This window comes from Desulfuromonas soudanensis (assembly GCF_001278055.1).
In the GTDB taxonomy this organism is placed as follows: domain Bacteria; phylum Desulfobacterota; class Desulfuromonadia; order Desulfuromonadales; family WTL; genus Deferrimonas; species Deferrimonas soudanensis.
The window spans coordinates 1272648-1289883 of sequence record NZ_CP010802.1 but is presented as its reverse complement, the minus strand read 5'-3'; the positions used below and the strand labels follow the sequence as shown (position 1 = coordinate 1289883).

Genomic DNA, 17236 nt, shown 5'->3' with positions numbered 1-17236 from the left:
GGCTCCTTAAGCTGCAAGAGGTGTCTGTTTGTTGCCGAATCCGGTACGAAGCCGCTGCAGGGCGTAGATCGCCCCCCACAGGGCCAGACCGACCAGATAGCTCAGGTAATGATTGTCGATCCCCAGGTAGGCCGCGAAGAATCCGGGGCGGAACATGAGCGCCGCAACAGCAATGAGGAGAGGGTACTCGTACCAGCGGTTCCTGACGGCGAACCACCCCATGGTCGCCGAGGCAAAGGCGAACATCCCGACGCAGGTCATGGCGAAGATGTAGAACGCCAGGGGGATGGAGTCGATCCCGAGGAGGAGCATGTCGGTGTTGAAGATGAACATGAAGGGGAGAACGGCGGTGCGGATGTCGTACATGAACCCCTGCAGGCCGGTCCTGATCGGATCGCTCTTGGCGATGGCGGCGGCGGCGTAGGCCGCCAGACCGACCGGCGGCGTGTCGTCGGCGAGGATCCCGAAGTAGAAGACGAAGAGATGGGCGGCGATGAGCGGCACCTCGAACCCCTGCCAGCCGGCGATGGTCACCAGGGCCGGAGCGGTCAGCGACGCCATGACGATGTAGTTGGCGGTGGTCGGCAGCCCCATCCCCAGAATCATGCAGGCGGCGGCGGTGATGAAGAGCATCAGCCCCAGGTTCCCCATGCTCAGGGTGTCGATGACGGCGGTGATCAGCCCGCCGAGCCCCATGGTCACCACGCCGACGACGATCCCCGCCGAGGCGGTGGCGACGGCGACGCTCACCATGTTGCGCGCCCCGGCGATGAGGCCGGCGACGATGTCGAGAAAACCGCGTTTGATCCCCTCGCCGAAGGTGATGCCGTGTTTTTTGCGGCCGACGGCATGCTGGAAGAGCATGATCGCCGCCAGAAGGAGGATGGAGCGGAAGGCGGCGAGATCGGGGGAGTGGCGGGGGATGATGAGCTCGTAAAGGAGGACGAAGATCGGCAGGAGGTACTGCCAGCCGTTGACCAGGGTGAAAAAGAAGCGCGGCAGGTCGATCTGGGGAATCCCCTTCATCCCGAGCTTGGAGGCCTCGAGGTGAACGATGAAAAAGAGCGCCATGTAGGAGGCGAAGGCCGGCACCGCCGCCGCCTTGCAGACCTCAAGATAGGGGATGTTGACGTACTCGGCGATGATGAAGGCCGCAGCCCCCATGACCGGCGGCATCAGCTGGCCGTTGGTCGACACCGCCACCTCGATGGCCGCCGCCTTGTAGGCCGGATAGCCGACCTTCTTCATCATCGGGATGGTGAAGGTGCCGGTGGTGACGACGTTGGCGATGGAGGAGCCGGAGACGAGGCCCGTGAGACCGCTGGCGAGGACCGCCGCCTTGGCCGGTCCCCCCTTGTAGCGCCCGAGGAGGCTCATGGCCAGGTCGATGAAGAAGCGCCCGGCCCCGGCGCGCTCGAGGAGAGCGCCGAAGAGGACGAAGAGAAAGACGATCCGCGCCGAGACGTCGAGGGGGATGCCGAAGATTCCTTCGGTGGTCAGGGAGATCTGGCCGATGTAACGGGCGAGGGAAACCCCCCTGAAGGCGAGGAATTCCGGCATGTAGGGGCCGAAGAAGGCGTAGAAGGTGAAGAGGCCGGCGATGATCGGCAGCGCCGGTCCGATGACCCGGCGGGCGGCGTCGAGAAGGATGAGCACCAGAAAGGTGCCGATCACCAGGTCGCGCAGGTTCGGCTGGCCGATGCGGGCGGCGAGACCGTTATAGTCGATGACGATGTACAGCGCCGCCAGGGCGCCGAGGATCGCCACCAGATAGTCGGCGGCGGGGATGGTGTGCTTTTCCCCGAGCCAGCGCAGCCCGGGGATCTTCACGTCGCGGCGCAGCGTCGGGTAGGAGAGGAAGACGATGATGAGGGCGAAGGCCAGGTGAATGGCGCGAATATAGGTGGAATCGAGAATCAGCCAGCTGGAGAGGGAGAGCTGAAAGAGGGACCAGCACAGGGCCACCGCCGGAACGATGTAGCGCTGCCACCCCTGCACCCGGCGCAGGCCCAGCTCCTCCTCCTCCTTCATCCGCCGGGCCGTTTCGAGACCTTCGTCCTGCAGCTCCTTGTCCTGGTCGCTCATGGATTCATCCTTTTTTCTGCTCTCGTCCCTGAAATTCGGTTCACGGGGGGACGGTGCGCCGTCCCCCCGCCGTGGTGCCACATGGACCCTGCTACTTAATCAGACCGACTTCCTTGAAATACTTGACGGCGCCGGGATGGAGGGGGGCGGAGAGTCCCTGCATCATGTTCTCGCGGGTCAGCACCGCCAGGGCCGGGTGAAGCTTGCGCAGCTCCTCGATGTTCTCGAAGACTTCCTTGGTGACGGTGTAGATCACGTCGTCGGGGACGGCGGCGGAGGTGCAGATCGTCGCCTTGACGCCGAAGGTCGGGACGTCGGCGGTATTGGTCACCCCGGGATACTGGGCGACGGGGATATCGGCCGGGGCGTAGTAGGGCTGCTCGGCAACCAGCTTGGCAACCAGGTCGGCGTCGACGGGGACGAAGGCGACCTTGCGGGCGCCGGCGACGGCCTCCTTGATCGAACCGTTGGGATGGCCGACGGTGTAGAAGTAGGCGTCGATGCGGCCGTCCTGCAGCATCCCGGCGGCCTCGGCCGGTTTGATCCCCTCGATGGTGACATCCTTCTCGTCAATCCCGGCGGCGGCGAAGAGGTCGAGGGCGTTGACCCGCTGACCGGTGCCGGGAGCGCCGATGTTGACGACCTTCCCCTTGAGGTCGGCGACGCTGTTGATATTTTTGTCGGCGGCGGAGAGGATGGTCACGGCCTCGGGGTGGATGGCGAACATCGCCCGCAATTTCTCCTGCGGATTCCCCGTCCATTCGCCGAGCCCCTTGTAGGCCTGGTACTGCAGGTCGGACTGGACGACGCCCATCTGGAGGTCGCCGTTCATCAGGGCGTTGACGTTGAAGACCGACCCCCCCGTCGACTCGACGGTCATCCGCAGGTTGTATTTATCGCTGTTTTCGTTGACCAGCTTGCTGATGGCACCGCCGGTGGGATAATAGACGCCGGTGACGCCGCCGGTCCCTATGGTCAGGTAGCGGACCGCGCCGCTCTCTGCCTTTTGCTCGGTTTTTTCCTTGCAGCCGACAAGGGCCATAGCCAGAACCAGGACGATTATTGCCGTTTTCTTCATTTCTTCATTCTCCCTTCGAATAGTGATGAATGCTCCGCGAACGCCGCGGAAAGATCGAGGACGCTCCGCAACGCCCCATAGCAGGCAAGTATACAGCAAGGCACATACCATGTCGGCTCAAGGGGGTCACTTTATTGGTTTTAACGGGTTTTTGGAGAATATTCGGGGGAGCGGAAGGGGCGAAGGGGTATAACGAGGGTTATCCTCAGGGAGGGAAAAGGGGGCGGGAGGCCCGGTGAGAGGGGAAAAAGAAGAGGTATGCCTCAGGTTATGATCATAACCTGAGGCATACCCCCTGAGCGGGATTCAAGGGCGCTTTTTTCCCCAGGAAAGGGCCGGTTGCGGTTTGACGATTTTTTCCCTATGGCAAATCGTTCACAAGCTGGTAACTTTGGCTTCGTATTTTTAACGACATCAATTCAGGGGAGACAGGTATGAGCAAGGGAAAATCAGCACTGATCATCGGCGGCATCCTCGTCGTCGTCATCGCCGCGGGGGTCCTTTTCCTGCTGAAAAACCTCGACAGCCTGGTCGAGGCCGGCATCGAAAAATACGGCAGCGAAGCGGCGGGAACCAAGGTCGCCGTCCAGTCGGTGAAAATCTCCCTGCGCGAAGGGAGCGGCGTCGTCAGCGGCCTTTCGGTGGCCAACCCTCCGGGGTATTCGCAGGCCCCGGTCTTCACCCTCGGGGAAATCGTCCTCAATCTCGATACGGACACCCTCACCGCGGAGGTCCCGGTGATCGAGGAGATCCGTATCGGTCAAACGCGCTTCCTTTTTGAAATCAACGCCCGGGGAGAATCCAACCTCGATGTCCTGAAAAAGAACCTGAAACAATCCTCCGCCTCCTCCGGGAAAACCGAGGGGACCAAGAGCGAAAGCGCTCCGCTCAAGCTCAGGGTCACCCGCCTTTCGACCGCCGAGGGGACCGGTGTCTTCGATCTGACCGCGGTCGGCGGCAAGGTCCTGGAGGCCAGGGTGCCGGCCATCACCCTCACCAATATCGGCGGCAAAAACGGCATCACCCCCGAGAACCTGTCCGACGTCGTGCTGACGGCCCTCCTCAAAGAGCTGGAAAAAGCCGCCGCCCGCCAGGGGGTGGAGCGGATATTGCGCGACAGGCTCGGTGACAGGGGGGCGGAGGTCGAGAAAAAGATCGACGAGAAACTCGGAACCGGCGCCAGCGACCAGCTCAAGAAACTCCTGGGGAATTAGGAGGGGGAGAAGACCTCAGGGGAGGACGACCTCCTGGAGGGCGCCGTCGACATCCTTCACCAACCGGGTAATCAGCCGCCGGAGGAGGTCGCCGTAATCGTAGCTCCAGTCGTTGAAATCCTCCCAGTAAACCGTCTCCCTGACTTCGGGGGTCAGGGTTTTTTCCACCAGCGTCCGTCCTCCCCGATCCACCCTGAGCTCCGCCTCCAGGCGGGCGCCCTTGTGGATTTCCGAGGGGATGTGCCGACCGTCCCCGCCGTCAAAATCCCCCCCCGCCAGGAGAAGGGGACCGAAGAGGCCGGTCGACGTCGGCGCCCCGCCTCCCGGACCGCTCCCCACCTCCCGGTAGCTCGTCTGCAGGGAGACCAGATGCACCCTGAGGGTGACCTCCGGCGCTCCGGCGCCTGCGGAACGGGCGGCCAGACGCCGCAGCAGGGCGCCCCTGGCCCAGGCGTTGAAGGGAACGCGGAGGTAGGACTCGCTCGGACCCGACAGGACGTAATAGGGATCGGAAATATCGGAGGTAAACTCCAGGGTGATGCGGTACGGCAGGGGAGGGATCGGCTCCGGGAGGGATTGCGGGCCGGGGGAGGCACAACCGGCCAGCGCCAGGGCAAGGGCCAAGAATATTCCCGTGAGGCGACGCATGACAGACCTCCTTTCCTTTCAACCTGCTGGCCCCGGCTGAGTTCCGGGGGAGTTTCTACATTTCATTTTATCCTTTTTGCCGATAATTTCTCCCCTCCCCCCCAGTCGTCCCAACTCGGAAAATTCCACCCCCCCAGTTTGCTTGAGGGCCACCGGCAGACGGACGGGGCCGGTCCCCCGACTTCCTCCCGTCCTTGAGGCGCTTGCTCAGGGCCGGCTGCGAGATGCCGATCAGGCGCCCGGCCAGGGACTGATTCTCTCCCGAGCGCTCCAGGGCCTCTTCGACGAGAAGATGGACAGCCTCGGGGAGAGCCGGCAATGGCTCGTCGCCGGCGCAGGGGTTGCCGGGGAAAGGGTAGGTGGAGAGGAGCACCGGGAGCTGCTGCGGGGAGTGGGGGGGCGGTTTATCGAGGGACGGAAGAGGGAAGGATTTATTTTCGGTTCCATGTCGAACTAATGTTTTGCTGATCTTAATTCCGCTTCAAGGTTTAGCTGACCAGCTATCATAAGTTTTTTATTGGTAACATCGGAATTAGCAGATAGCGAACCCCGGTCTTAAAATCCCACAACCGACGCTTAACCGAAACGGTAGATCCGTTTTCCCGCGCGATAGAGTTCCACCGGTCCGTCTTCAGAGACCTTGATCACCAGGCCGAAATGCGAAGCCGCGCTGGCGGCTGTGGTACGGCCGCCGCCAGTGACCAGACCCTTGACCTGCGAGGTGTCGACGATGACGCCGGTATCGAGCAGTTCCCCCTTGCGGTTGATCACCGTCAAGCCGTCCGAGGAGAGGATACGGCTCAACTCGCCGGAGTGTTCCAAAACACCGAGTTTGCTGCCGCGCACATGTTCCACCAGCGCCCGACTTAAAGACTCGCGACCGCCGACCGACCCCTTACGCAAGGCGTCAAGATCTGTCCCCTCATCGGCGACCAGAACCACCGTGCCGTGGCGCGATTTGGAAAGGGCGTAGATGGCTCCGACGAGGGAATCGACCGAACGCTTATCCAGCTTGCCGGCAAAAAATTCGCGGAAGATATCAGGATCGTAGACCCCCCAGACTCCCTTGCGCCAGACCAGAAGTCGTCCGCCGTCCAGGACGACTTCGACCTCCGAAACCTCGTTAACAAAGATCGCAAAGGCCGCCTCTCCCGCCGAGCCGAGCAGGTCTTGGGTATCCTTCCAGGCCAACTGCTCGACCGGCTTCCGCGGACGCGGCGAGCCGGTCTGGATGGTCCCCTTGACGTTCATGCGGATATCGCAGACAAAGAGGGCTCTCAGCCCGTCGACGAAACGGTAAGTCAAGGGGTTACGGAAAAAATCGGCGTTGATGCGCTGACGCTCCTTCCCCAGATCGAACCAGTTGAAGTGGGAGGCCTTGAGCGAGCCGACAAAATCGTCAAGCTGAGAGCGATAGACGAGAAAGCCGGTCGTCGCCGGAGTCCCTTCATAGCGTTGGTAGGAGAGGTTCTTCAGCAGCTGGATCAAGCTCTGCACCGGCCAGAACACCCCCTTGCGGTCACCGCGCAGGTAGCGGGCCACGGCGATATCGGTGAGTGAGGTCAATAAGGCAGTGCGGAAGTGCGCCGCGTAGCCCTCGGCAGAAAAGCCTCCGTAGAGCCCTTCGAAAGCCGCCAGCAACTCCCGGATGAAACTGATTTCGGTAGAGGTGAAGGCGAGTTCCTCACGTTTGGCCTTGAACAGGTAGGTGGACTTGTCGAACATCAAGCGGATCAGAATTTCGTGGTGATCTTCCCCTGCGGCGAGATCTTCCACTGCGGCAAGATCTTCCACCGCGGGGAGATCCTCCACTGCAGCGAGATCCTCCCCAGGTTCTAATTCCCCCAAGGAAACTGCGGCCCCGCCGAGGAAGGCGATGATGCTGTTTTCGATGGCCTGAAAGGCTGTTTTTGGCATAGATTTATGATGACTTAATGTGGGCCGCTGTTCAAGCACCATCATCGCCAGGCAAAAAAGAGTTGAGACACGACCCCACTGCTACCCTCTGCTGTCCTCAGATTAGCTCGAAGCCTACAAAAGGGTAGAGTAGAGAGCAGGTTCACCCTGCCCTCCCTCATCAAACCGTGCATGCGGTTTTCCCGCACACGGCTTTCCGATGTTCTTCACTGCAAGGCATGCGCTTTCTTCCAACCTGCTGTTGTTGGCACTTTGTACAATCCGCAGAAAGGGGTCAAGCCTGACAAACGGAGATTCTCAAGTTCTCCGACACCTCCTGCCATTTCGCACCCAACAAACCATCCGTTTTCACTCGCCGTTCAATCCGGCGTGCTGCATGACTGAGCCCGGAAAGATCCCTCTTGAGAAATCCGGCCAGTTCGATCAAAGATAGCGAATCTGAATTCCTGACCAGGAGCGCGGCAACCGCCCTGGCCTCTGCGGCCGGTTGGGCCTTTCCTGCGGCCCTCAGTTCAGCGGTGGTCAGTTGATAGATCAAGCAGACGCTCGCGATGACCTGATTCAGGGCGATGTCGCTTACTCTTTTCTCTTCCGCTTTCAGCAGAGCCTGATCGATAAAGCTATCGTCCCCGAGGGCACGGCCTTCGAACGATCCGCTGTGAAAATCCTTCCGGTGCCCCTCCCCTAATCCATCGGCGACAAACGTCTGATAGCGCTCGACGGCCGTATCTGCCTCTCCCGCGAACTGAGCCAGCGCCCAATCGACAGTCAACCAAGGCGGTCTGGGAACAGCGCCATCATAACTGGAATGGCTGGACCAAGGGTACTCTTCCGGAGATCGAACCATTCCGGCCCGGACCGGATTGAGGTGAATGTAGCGGATCAGTTCCAACAGGTAGCTGTCGGCATCAATCAGAAGCGCCTTGTACCTCCCTTGGAAGAGATGCCCGGTCCGGTGATATTTGCGATTAATGAACTGGGTGTAGCGAAACCCGACATTCTGCATAATCCGGGAGAGGGGGATATCTCCCACCTGAAGGGCGAGATGAAGATGCGTAGTCATGAGGCAAAAGGCATGGACGCGATACCCGAAGCGCTCGACGCTTTCCTGCATCAGCAAGAAGAACCGCGTACGGTCACCCGCATCGAAGAAGACGTCTTGGCCGCTATTCCCACGCAGAATGACGTGATAAACGGCGCCGGGATAATGAAGTCGAGGTTTGCGTGGCATGAGTGAAGGATAGAGGGGAATCACCGTTTGTCAAACCTGACCCCTTCCCCCGTGATCGATGCCGGCACGGATCAATACGCCCTGACCGGCAAGGTCGTGAACCTGGCGGGGACATCCTACGACAGTGCCGGGGGGCCATTGACCTATCAGTGGAACCTGGTTTCCACTCCGAGCGGGAGCGCCACGACCCTTTCCGGCGCGAATACGCTCACCCCAAGCTTTACCGCCGATCTGCCAGGCGATTATGTCCTTTCTCTGCTGGCGGACGACGGAGAGCTGCAAAGCCAGACAGATACGGTCACGGTGCATGCCAACGTCATTAACTGCACCTTCGACAACCCCGCAACACTCGGAATGTCGGGGGTTATCGAGACCAGCCTGTCAGGGGATATCGTCCCCCTCTGCGACGGCTGGGTCCTCTCCGCCAACACGACGGACAACCGGGTCGAACTGCAAAACGTGTTCACCGAGGAGTTCGAGCGCTCCGTGTCGGTCGACGGCGCGGTTCGCGATATGGAGTTCGACGATGAGTCGGGCCTGCTCTACGCCGTCAAGAAAGATCTGCCGAGCATTTCCCGCGTCGATATGCAAGCCGGGACGGCTAACCTCATTCCCCTGCCGTCTCTCCCCCTCGATCTGGCGCTGGGGGGCAGCAACAAGCTCTTCGTCAGCCTGAGGTCCGACCCACTGAATATTTATGCCGACTATTCATCCATCAGCCTGGTGAATGGCGCCACGGGAAGCGTGCTGAAAACCTGGCCCGACACCTCGTTTAGCGCCGACAGCATTCTTTTGGCATACGACCGCTCCGGGCAACAGCTGGTTGCCGGCGAGGTCTGGATCAACCCGGCGGAACTCAAACGCTACGCCTTCGACGAAGGGGCCTTGACGCTCAATCTGGTCGATCAGCGGGGTTATGTTGGCACCTCTGCCGGCGATCTGCAAATCTCCCCCGATGGCAGGCATGCGGCTTTCACGACCGGATCTGGCAATGGCTCCGTCAACCCGTACACTATCTTCGATTTCAGTACGGATGACTTTGGCACTGTCTATGGGGAGTGGGATACGGATGCCTATCCGCTCTCCGGCTCCTTCAGCCCGGATGGGAACTATTTCGTAGCCACCAACGGGTCCGCTATCCAGCTTTTCGATGTCGCTAACCACAATTTGCTGGCGGAATATCCGGTATCCTGCAATGGATTGCTGGAGACGGAAATGGTGACGCGCTTTTCCCGGGGGGGGAACATTCTTTTCGCCTACGGGACCTGCACTGGCGCTTCGTCGAGCACCGGCAGGATTTTCTGGCAGGTGATCGAACCCTAGAAAAAGAGATCGACAGATCCTTCCGACTCCTCATGCATCACGACGGTAGCAACGAGAAAACCCCGATCGGCCTTCCGATCGGGGTTTTTTGCGTTAAGTCGGAAATGCGATAGTGCCGCAGGGGGTCGCGTCTCAACTTCTGACATTGTCAAGAGTTGGGACGCGACCCCACTGCTGTCGACTGCTGTCCTCAGATTAGCTCAGGGACAGGCGCCGGTCCCTTTACTTCCTCCCGGCCTTGAGGCGCTTGCTCAGGGCCGGCTGCGAGATGCCGATCAGACGCGCGGCCAGGGACTGATTGCCGCCCGAGCGCTCCAGCGCCTCTTCGATGAGGAGATTGACGGCCTCGGGGAGAGCCGGCAGGGGCTCGACGCCGGCGAAGGGGTTGCCGGTGCGCGAGGGGGGCACGCTCCCCTCCCCTCCCCCGTCCTTCCCCATGGCGCGGAGGAAGCCGGCCATGGAGAGGGTACGGGAGGTGTGGGCGCCGAGGGCGTCGTAGACCATGGCCCGCAGCTCGCGGACGTTGCCGGGGAAGGGGTAGGTGGAGAGGAGAACCGCAAGCTGCGGCGGGTAGTGGGGGGACTCCTTGCCGAGAGCTACGGCGGCCTCGGCGAGGAAGTGGTCGAGGAGGAGGGGAATATCCTTCTTGCGCTCGCGCAAAGGCGGCAAATGGACGTGATGGGCGCGAAGGCGGTAGTAGAGATCCTTACGGAAGGCGCCGGTCGCCTGGCGGGCGGCGAGGTCCTGGTGGGTGGCGACGACGATGCGGGCGCTGGAGATCTGCGGCTCGTCGCTGCCCAGGGGATAGTATTCCCCTTCCTGCAGCAGGCGCAGGAGCTTGACCTGGGAGGAGAGGCTGAGGTCGCCGATCTCGTCGAGAAAGAGGGTGCCGCCGGCGGCCTGCTCGACCATGCCGCGACGGGCGCTGTCGGCGCCGGTGAAGGCGCCGCGCCTGTGGCCGAAGAGGGTGTCGGCAAAGACGTTGTCGTCGAGGCCGGCGACATTGACGGCGACCAGCGGTCCCGGGCGGCGCCCCAGGGCGTGGATCGCCCGGGCGACGAGTTCCTTGCCGGTGCCGCTCTCGCCGGTGATGAGCATCGGCTCCCGGCTGGGGGCGACGGCCTCGACGTAGCGGAAGATTGTCTGCAGGGAGACATCGGCGGTGACCAGGGGAGAAAAGGCCTCGGGATGCTCGAGGCGCCCGGCGAGGAGGCGGCGCCCCACGGCCCGGTTCTCCCGCTCCAGTTCCACCACCCGGACGGCGCGGCGCACGCCGTCGAGGAGACGGTCGTCGTCGACCCCCTTGACGAAGAAGTCGAAGGCGCCGAGGCGCATGGCGCGCACCGCGGTTTCGACCTGGTTGAGGCCGCTGACGACGATCACCGCCGTCCCCGGATGTTCCTCGAGGATTTGCGGCAGCAGAGCCTCGCCGGAGAGGTACGGCATGGTCAGGTCGAGGAGGACGACGCCGAAGTCCCCCTCCTTGAGGATGCCGAGGACCTCCCGGCTGTCCTGGCAGCTTCTGAGGTTGGTCATGCCGCCGGGCCCCTCGAGGGTCATCCCCAGGGTGCGCAGCCAGGGCGCCTCGTCGTCGACCAAAAGGAGTCCGAAGGAAGGGGTGAGGGTCGGGTCGCTCATGCGGGTTGCTCCTCGAAAAAGGGGGGGAGAGAGAGGGTCACGGCCGTCCCTTTTCCCGGCGTCGAGGCGAAGTGCAGCGTGCCGCCGTGCTCCTTGACGATCCCGGCGGAGACGGAGAGGCCGAGGCCGGTCCCCCCCGCTTCGCGTTTGGTGGTGAAGAAGGGGTCGGTGAGGTGTTCGAGGTGCTCGGGGGCTATCCCCGCCCCCTCGTCTGCAACCACCAGGGTCACCCGCCCCTGGAGTGGATCCCAGGCGGTCTCGATGCGGATGGCCTCCTCGAAGGCGGTCAGGGCCTGGCAGGCGTTGAGAACCAGGTTGACCACCACCTGTTCGATGCGCTGGGGATTGCCGCGGACCACCGGCAGGTCGTCCCCGTAGACGGCGCTGAAAGCGACCGTGGCCTTGCGGATCGTCGGCTCGACGAGGCGCACCGCGGCGGCGACGACGGCGTTGAGTTCGAGCCGGACCGAGTGATCGGAATCGTCGCTGCGGGCAAAATCCTTGAGATCGTCGACGATGCGGCGGATGCGGTGGGAACTCTCCAGAGTCTCGCCGAGGAGAAGGGGGATCTCGCGGCGCATCCGCGAATACTTGAGCCAGCCGAGGGTGAAGTCCCCCTCCCTGAGGTAGCGCTCCTCGAGGATCGGTTCGGCGTCGCGCCAGGCCTTCTGCAGCAGGGGGATGTTGAGCATGATGACGCCGTTGGGGTTATTGAGCTCGTGGGCGACCCCGGAGACGAGGATCCCCAGAGACGTCATCTTGTCGGCCTGGATGAGCTGGCGCTGACGCACCTCGAGTTCCTCCATCGCCCGGCGGCGCTCGGCGACTTCCCGCTCGAGAGCCGCGGTACGGGAGGCCACCTCCTTCTGCAGGGTGCGCGACCAGCCGACCGTGCCGCCGAGAATCAGCAGGAGCGGCCCGGCGACCAGGGCGACGTAGCGGCCGATGCGCCGCCAGGGAGGACCCTGGTTTTCGAGGACGCCGAGCCACTTGCGGTGCAGGCGGGAGTATTCTCCGGTCTCGCGCAAGAGGGTGAGCCCCTCGTCGAAACGGGCGAGAAGGTCCTTATTCCCCTTGCGCACCGCGTAGCCGTAGTCCTGGGCGATGAGGGGGAGCGCCACCGGCTCGATGTTGCTCAGCCCGAGCTTGCGGCTGAGGTAAAGGCCGGGGAGTTTGGCGACCAGGGCGCAGTCGTGGCGCCCGAGGGCGAGGAGGCGCAAGGCTTCGGCCAGGGAGTCGGTGAGGATCAGGGTCGACCCGGGGGCGCTGCGCAGCATGAAGTCATGCATGATCGAGCCGCGCATGACGATCACCTCGCGCCCCCGGAGATCGTCGAGGGTGGTCAGGGGGGGAGCGGTCCGGCGGTTCCAGATCGACTGATGGACCACGGCATGGGGGAGGGAAAAATCGACCTCGGCGGTGCGCTCCTCCGAGAAGGCCATCCCCTGCAGGATGTCGACCTCCCGGCGCTGCAGGGCGCGGCGCATCGTTCCCCAGGCGCCGAGACGGATCTCGATGCGCATCCCCATCACCCGGGCGATGGCCTCGGTGAGCTCGACATTGAACCCGGCGGGGCGCCCCTCGTCGTCGAGAAACTCGTAGGGGGGGTAGCTCTGGTCGCCGCCGACCACCACCAGCCCTTCCCCGGGGGGAGCGGCCCGGAGACCCGGAGGGAATAAGGCCAGGACCAGAAGCGCCAGGAGCGCTCCGGTCAGGATCCGGGATAAAGGTCTGCTCGGCATAGGGGGGAGCCTTGACGAAAAGAAAGAGGCGCCAGCGGAAAAAGTCGATGTCCCGTGGATTTTCGCCCCTCGCCGCTCCCCTGTCAACCTAAGTTTCCCCTCCCCTCCCCGGCCGCCAGGGCCCGTCAGCGTTCCCCTTCGCCTTCCCCGGCAGCGCCGGCCTCCGCCGCCGGCACCTCTCCACCCGCCGCCGGTCCCTCCGTGTCGGGGGTCTCCTCCGGCTGGCCGGGGGGATCGGCTCCTTCGTCCGTCCCCTCCTCCGCCTGACCCTCCTGGAGCGGCGGCTGTTCATCCGGCGACTCGGGCCTTGCAGCCTCGGGGCCGGTTTCCGGCGACACCCCGGGCGCGCTCCCTTCGTGCAAAGCGCCTTCAGGCGTCGTCTCCTCCGGCACCTCCAGGGGCGCCCGGGAGCGCGGCGGCGGCGATGCACGCCTGGGATCGATGGTTTCGGGCTCTCTTCGCTGGAGGGCGGGGGGGCCGGAATCCGGCGGCGAGGGTGCGGGCGCCTCGCCGATCGGCTCGCCGACCTGCACGCACCCCGGAGGGAATTTGTTCCGGTTGTTGGTCAAAAAGAGGTTGTTCTCCCTGGTCCGGCACTGGTAGACCACGGCGAAGGCCGATCCGCACCAGAAGAGCAGCAGCAGAAGGAGGGTCGCGATTCGGATCATGGAACCCTTTCCCGGGGACAAAGCCCCCTTTGCCACAGTAGGTGTTACAAAAAGTACAGTTGACAATATCCTCTCTAACAGCCGGTGGGAAAAGCGCAAGGAGGGCGACCCTGGGTTCAACCCGTGCAAAATGTTCCACGCATCCATATGTTCCACGACTCCATCCCCCGGAGATCAAATTTTTAAACCTTTAATTACAGGGTGTTACGGACTGTTTTTGTCAATTTTTTTCCGGCGCAAGATTGCTCTTGCTAATTGCGGGCCCTTTATGTGAAATGTCACCGCTTCGACCAGAGGACGCCGAATAGTTCGGACGTCCCCGGCGCAGGCAAACAATGCATGGTGCCCGGAATCGGGCACACTCAAGGAGGCAGAAGGTGAAGCGGCTAGCGGCAGTTCTGGTAGGTCTGGTCATGGTGTCGTCGTTGGTAGCATGCGGTAAACAGCCGGTAGAAGAAATTGGGGCCGCCAAGGCCGCGATGGACGCTGCGGTAACTGAAGGGGCCGCCAATTACGCGGCTGAGGACTTCGCAAAGGTCGAAGGGGCGCTGGTTGCCGCTCTGGAAGAGGTGAAAACGCAGGACGGCAAAATGTTGAAAAATTACGACAAGGCCAAGCAGATGCTGGCTCAGGCGAAAGCCGACAGCGAAGCGCTCCAGGCCAAAACCGTCGCCGAAAAACAGCGCCTGATGGATCAGGCCGTAGCGGATCTTGCCGCGGCCGGCACCGCCGTCGCCACCGCCAGTGAACTGGTCGCCAACGCCCCGAAGGGCAAAGGCTCGGCGGCCGACATCATGGCGATGAAAGCCGACGTCTCCGGACTCGAAGCCGCCCTGACCGAAGTACAGCCGCTGATCGACGGCGGGGATTACGCCGCCGCTTCCGAAAAGGCGTTGGCGATTAAAGACAAGGCGACGGCCCTGTCCGATGAGATCAATGGGGTCATGGAGAAACTGGCCGCCCTCCAGGGCAAACAGAAGTAAGGATTGACACCGTTGAGCCCCCGCGCATGGACGATTTTCCTGCTGGCGGTTGCCATTGCCGTTTGCGGGGGGTGTACTGACAAGCCGGCCCCGCCGGAGGTCCCCCTGGCGCTGCGCCAGGAACAGGACCTCCTCGGGGCCGGTGCTCTATCCGGTTTCCCGGTCGAGTATGCAACCTACGAAGGGGAGCTCTCCGCGGCCAAAGCCCTCTGGCAGCAGGAGCAACAACGTCTGCGCTGGCTGCGGGACGACGAGGCGATTTCGGCAGCCTTTCGTCATGTCTTAACCACAGGGGACGAGCTGGCGACAGCCATGAGCGGCCGGCGCCTATCCGAAGGCAAGGCCCTCGACCGTCGACGCCAATCCCTGCAAAAACAAGTATCGGTTCTGCGCGACCTTTCCGCGGCCCTCAAAGATCGACGACTGGCCAGTCGCCGTCTGGTGCAGGTCGAGATCCGCCTGAGCGAAATCGACCGCCTCCTCGGCGCCGGAGAGCAGGAAGAGGCAGAAAATCGCCTCGCCGAAGCCGAATCGGACCTGCGCGTCGTTGTCGCCGCCCAGAAACCGGTTCTGGAACGTTTTGCCGATCGGAAACAGATTGCCCGCTGGATAACCCAGTTCGACGAGGCGATGGCTGCCTCCCGTCGCAGCGGCAGCGACCTGATCGTGGTGCAAAAGGTGGAGCGCACCCTGACGATCTACCGAAAAGGGAAGAAATGGGCGCGTTACTCTGTGGGTCTGGGAAGCAACGGACTTTCGGATAAACGGCATGCCGGGGACAAGGCGACACCCGAGGGGAATTACCGGGTCGAGCGTAAACTTCCGAACAGCAAATATTTCCGGGCGCTGTTGATCGATTACCCCAATGCCGCCGACCGGCAGAATTTCCGCCAGGCCCGGCGGGACGGGCTTTTAAAAAACAACGCCGCGATTGGCGGCCTGATTGAAATTCACGGTGGCGGCAGTCTCGGCATCACCGACGGCTGCGTGGCACTGGACAACCACGCCATGGCCCTGCTCTACGAGCAGATCGCCGTAGGAACACCCGTACTGATCATTGGCACAATCGACCATGACAATCTCATTGCATCGGCTCTCCGACAGCTCCCCTAGGCCGGTGCGGCCCAACCGCGATCTTGGCTCTGTGCCGCCGCCGTCGCACAGACGGTTCCGGCGCCGGGCTCTCCTGGTTGTCGCCGCAGCCCTTCTCCTTGCGCCCCTGTTCCTTCTCTTTCGCTCCCCCGACGACAGCCAGGGGCTCAACACCCCAGGCGAAGCGGCCGCCACAGCGCCGGAAGCCCGGCATTCACCGGCAGAACAGCCCGTCGCAACCGCGCCGGCAACGGAGAACATTGCCAAACTGCGGGCAAAAAATGCCGCGCTCAGCGCCCGTATCCGTTCCCTGGCTCCGACGGGCGACTACCTGGTCATCGACACCGCCGGCAACAAGATCCTCCTGCGGCGCGGGGAGAAGACCCGGGCCGAGATGGTCGCCTCCTGCGGCAGCGGCAACGTCCTCGAAGATCCGACCAGCGGTCGCCGCTGGGTGTTCGACACCCCGCGCGGCCAGTTCCGCATTCAATCGAAATTGGTCAACCCGGTCTGGATGAAACCCGACTGGGCGTTTATCGAAGAGGGGGAAGTCATTCCCGAAAATCCCGCCGCCCGCGCCGAGCCGGGGATGATGGGCGATTACGCCCTCGGGATCGGCCAGGGCTACTTCATCCACGGCACCCTCTACACCCGCCTGCTCGGACGCAACGTCTCCCACGGCTGTGTGCGTCTGGGGGACAAGGATCTGGAACAGATCTATCGCACACTCCCCATCGGCTCGCGAGTGATTATTTTCTGATGCTCCGATCCCTTCTGCTCATCCTTCTGCTCCTCCCTCTCTCCGCCAGGGCCGACGAAGCCGTCGATCTCCTCATCGACCATCAGTTGCTGACCGCCGAGTTGCAAATTGCGCGCAGCGGCAAACTTTACATCCTCTTCGATTTACGCGAAAACCTTATCCTCTTCAAGGCCGGCGGGGTCGACCTCAGGAGGCTTCCCCTGCAGAAGAAAAAGCTGTACGGGCCGCCACCGGAAGCGAGGACCCGCACCCTGCTCCGCCGCGAGACCTCCAGCCCGCCCCGACGGGAGGCCGTGCGCATCCCCGACAGAGCAACCGGCAACGAAGAACCGAAGGAGGAGAAAAACGCTGACGACACCCTGCATGCACTGGAACGGGGCGATATGCCGGGGAACTACCGGCTGATCCTCGACGACGGCACCCGCATCGACATCCGCTCCGCCGGCACCGGTTTCGCCGCCGCCGTAGCCCGTCTCGGGGAGACCACGGCCGGCGCCGGTCGCGCCGTAAAAAAACTCTTCATCGACCCTTCCAGCGAACTGCAACTGACCCTCTCCCTCGACGACGCCCGCCAGCTATACTGGTCCTTCGCCGAAGAAGTCCCCTGCCTGATCCGCCCTCCTTCCACCCCCTGAAAAGGCTCCGAAGGGCCCAGCTGAAAAACCCCAGGGGATAAAGATGAAATGTCCACGATTTTTCAAAAGCGCCGAAGCCAACAGCGGCAGAGTGCTCGGAAAAAGATCTGGGAGAAACGTCTGCTCGGCAGAGAAGAAAGGCTTTTCAAAAACCAGGTTTGTGCTCTCTAAAAGTGGCCGATGTCCCACAGCATTTTGCCCACCCCCGTCCCACTGCCAACC

Annotated in this window: 15 protein-coding genes; 7 read left to right on the top strand and 8 right to left on the bottom strand. The window is 62.7% G+C overall.

The genetic code is table 11. The features are described from left to right. Nucleotides 1-6: 6 nt before the first annotated feature. Together DSOUD_RS05695 and DSOUD_RS05690 are read right to left on the bottom strand one after the other, a co-directional pair. Nucleotides 7-2085 (bottom strand): TRAP transporter permease, encoded by a 2079-nt coding sequence (locus tag DSOUD_RS05695; RefSeq protein ID WP_053550097.1) that lies wholly within the window; start codon nt 2083-2085, stop codon nt 7-9. Nucleotides 2086-2176: 91 nt separating this feature from the next. Further along, nucleotides 2177-3163 carry a TAXI family TRAP transporter solute-binding subunit gene (locus tag DSOUD_RS05690; protein WP_053550096.1) on the bottom strand — a complete coding sequence of 329 codons (987 nt, stop codon included), beginning with the start codon at nt 3161-3163 and terminating at the stop codon, nt 2177-2179. 434 nt (nt 3164-3597) lie between these two features. Between DSOUD_RS05690 and DSOUD_RS05685 the strand changes: the two genes are divergently transcribed. Continuing rightward, nucleotides 3598-4377: an AsmA family protein gene (locus DSOUD_RS05685; RefSeq protein ID WP_053550095.1), complete on the top strand. Its 780-nt coding sequence runs from the start codon at nt 3598-3600 to the stop codon at nt 4375-4377. 15 nt (nt 4378-4392) lie between these two features. Here DSOUD_RS05685 and DSOUD_RS05680 read toward each other — a convergent pair whose 3' ends face one another. After that, on the bottom strand, nt 4393-5025 hold the full coding sequence (locus DSOUD_RS05680) for a hypothetical protein (protein WP_053550094.1): 633 nt from the start codon (nt 5023-5025) through the stop codon (nt 4393-4395). A 292-nt stretch (nt 5026-5317) separates the two neighbouring features. Here DSOUD_RS05680 and DSOUD_RS18815 point away from each other — a divergent pair, with 292 nt between their 5' ends. Then, on the top strand, nt 5318-5482 hold the full coding sequence (locus DSOUD_RS18815; protein ID WP_232426556.1) for a hypothetical protein: 165 nt from the start codon (nt 5318-5320) through the stop codon (nt 5480-5482). A 119-nt stretch (nt 5483-5601) separates the two neighbouring features. Here the strand turns inward: DSOUD_RS18815 and DSOUD_RS05670 are convergent, their stop codons facing one another. After that, nucleotides 5602-6942 (bottom strand): hypothetical protein, encoded by a 1341-nt coding sequence (locus DSOUD_RS05670; protein WP_053550092.1) that lies wholly within the window; start codon nt 6940-6942, stop codon nt 5602-5604. Between the two features lie 274 nt (nt 6943-7216). Beyond that, nucleotides 7217-8197 carry a transposase gene (locus DSOUD_RS05665; protein ID WP_198300372.1) on the bottom strand — a complete coding sequence of 327 codons (981 nt, stop codon included), beginning with the start codon at nt 8195-8197 and terminating at the stop codon, nt 7217-7219. A 3-nt stretch (nt 8198-8200) separates the two neighbouring features. On the opposite strand from DSOUD_RS05665, the gene DSOUD_RS05660 reads away from it, so the two are divergent. Then, nucleotides 8201-9496 carry a PKD domain-containing protein gene (locus DSOUD_RS05660; RefSeq protein WP_053550090.1) on the top strand — a complete coding sequence of 432 codons (1296 nt, stop codon included), beginning with the start codon at nt 8201-8203 and terminating at the stop codon, nt 9494-9496. A gap of 222 nt (nt 9497-9718) precedes the next feature. On the opposite strand, the gene DSOUD_RS05655 is transcribed toward DSOUD_RS05660, so the two are convergent. The 3 genes from DSOUD_RS05655 to DSOUD_RS05645 form a co-directional block, all read right to left on the bottom strand. After that, nucleotides 9719-11134: a sigma-54-dependent transcriptional regulator gene (locus DSOUD_RS05655; RefSeq protein ID WP_053550089.1), complete on the bottom strand. Its 1416-nt coding sequence runs from the start codon at nt 11132-11134 to the stop codon at nt 9719-9721. Then, the gene (locus DSOUD_RS05650; protein ID WP_053550088.1) at nt 11131-12876 is read right to left on the bottom strand and encodes a transporter substrate-binding domain-containing protein; all 1746 of its coding nucleotides are present in this window, start codon (nt 12874-12876) and stop codon (nt 11131-11133) included. Before DSOUD_RS05650 ends, DSOUD_RS05655 begins: the two co-directional genes overlap by 4 nt. Before the next feature lie 125 nt (nt 12877-13001). Then, nucleotides 13002-13544 (bottom strand): hypothetical protein, encoded by a 543-nt coding sequence (locus DSOUD_RS05645; protein WP_053550087.1) that lies wholly within the window; start codon nt 13542-13544, stop codon nt 13002-13004. 377 nt (nt 13545-13921) lie between these two features. Between DSOUD_RS05645 and DSOUD_RS05640 the strand changes: the two genes are divergently transcribed. From DSOUD_RS05640 to DSOUD_RS05625, 4 genes are read left to right on the top strand one after another with little or no spacing between them, the layout of a single operon-like run. Continuing rightward, entirely contained in the window at nt 13922-14527 is a 606-nt protein-coding gene (locus DSOUD_RS05640; RefSeq protein ID WP_157671775.1) for a hypothetical protein, read from the top strand. A gap of 12 nt (nt 14528-14539) precedes the next feature. Continuing rightward, nucleotides 14540-15640, top strand: a complete 1101-nt coding sequence (locus tag DSOUD_RS05635; RefSeq protein ID WP_053550085.1) for a L,D-transpeptidase family protein — start codon at nt 14540-14542, stop codon at nt 15638-15640. Further along, nucleotides 15600-16379, top strand: coding sequence for a L,D-transpeptidase (locus DSOUD_RS05630; RefSeq protein ID WP_082351089.1), 780 nt, complete (start codon nt 15600-15602; stop codon nt 16377-16379). Before DSOUD_RS05635 ends, DSOUD_RS05630 begins: the two co-directional genes overlap by 41 nt. Then, nucleotides 16379-17014 carry a hypothetical protein gene (locus tag DSOUD_RS05625; protein WP_053550083.1) on the top strand — a complete coding sequence of 212 codons (636 nt, stop codon included), beginning with the start codon at nt 16379-16381 and terminating at the stop codon, nt 17012-17014. Before DSOUD_RS05630 ends, DSOUD_RS05625 begins: the two co-directional genes overlap by 1 nt. The last annotated feature ends 222 nt before the right edge of the window (nt 17015-17236 follow it).

Bases quoted from the DNA above. Each gene is read 5' to 3' on its own strand.
- DSOUD_RS05695 (WP_053550097.1), bottom strand. From the start codon at position 2,085: ATGAGCGACCAGGACAAGGAGCTGCAGGACGAAGGTCTCGAAACGGCC.
- DSOUD_RS05690 (WP_053550096.1), bottom strand. From the start codon at position 3,163: ATGAAGAAAACGGCAATAATCGTCCTGGTTCTGGCTATGGCCCTTGTC.
- DSOUD_RS05685 (WP_053550095.1), top strand. From the start codon at position 3,598: ATGAGCAAGGGAAAATCAGCACTGATCATCGGCGGCATCCTCGTCGTC.
- DSOUD_RS05680 (WP_053550094.1), bottom strand. From the start codon at position 5,025: ATGCGTCGCCTCACGGGAATATTCTTGGCCCTTGCCCTGGCGCTGGCC.
- DSOUD_RS18815 (WP_232426556.1), top strand. From the start codon at position 5,318: ATGGACAGCCTCGGGGAGAGCCGGCAATGGCTCGTCGCCGGCGCAGGG.
- DSOUD_RS05670 (WP_053550092.1), bottom strand. From the start codon at position 6,942: ATGCCAAAAACAGCCTTTCAGGCCATCGAAAACAGCATCATCGCCTTC.
- DSOUD_RS05655 (WP_053550089.1), bottom strand. From the start codon at position 11,134: ATGAGCGACCCGACCCTCACCCCTTCCTTCGGACTCCTTTTGGTCGAC.
- DSOUD_RS05650 (WP_053550088.1), bottom strand. From the start codon at position 12,876: ATGCCGAGCAGACCTTTATCCCGGATCCTGACCGGAGCGCTCCTGGCG.
- DSOUD_RS05645 (WP_053550087.1), bottom strand. From the start codon at position 13,544: ATGATCCGAATCGCGACCCTCCTTCTGCTGCTGCTCTTCTGGTGCGGA.
- DSOUD_RS05630 (WP_082351089.1), top strand. From the start codon at position 15,600: ATGACAATCTCATTGCATCGGCTCTCCGACAGCTCCCCTAGGCCGGTG.
- DSOUD_RS05625 (WP_053550083.1), top strand. From the start codon at position 16,379: ATGCTCCGATCCCTTCTGCTCATCCTTCTGCTCCTCCCTCTCTCCGCC.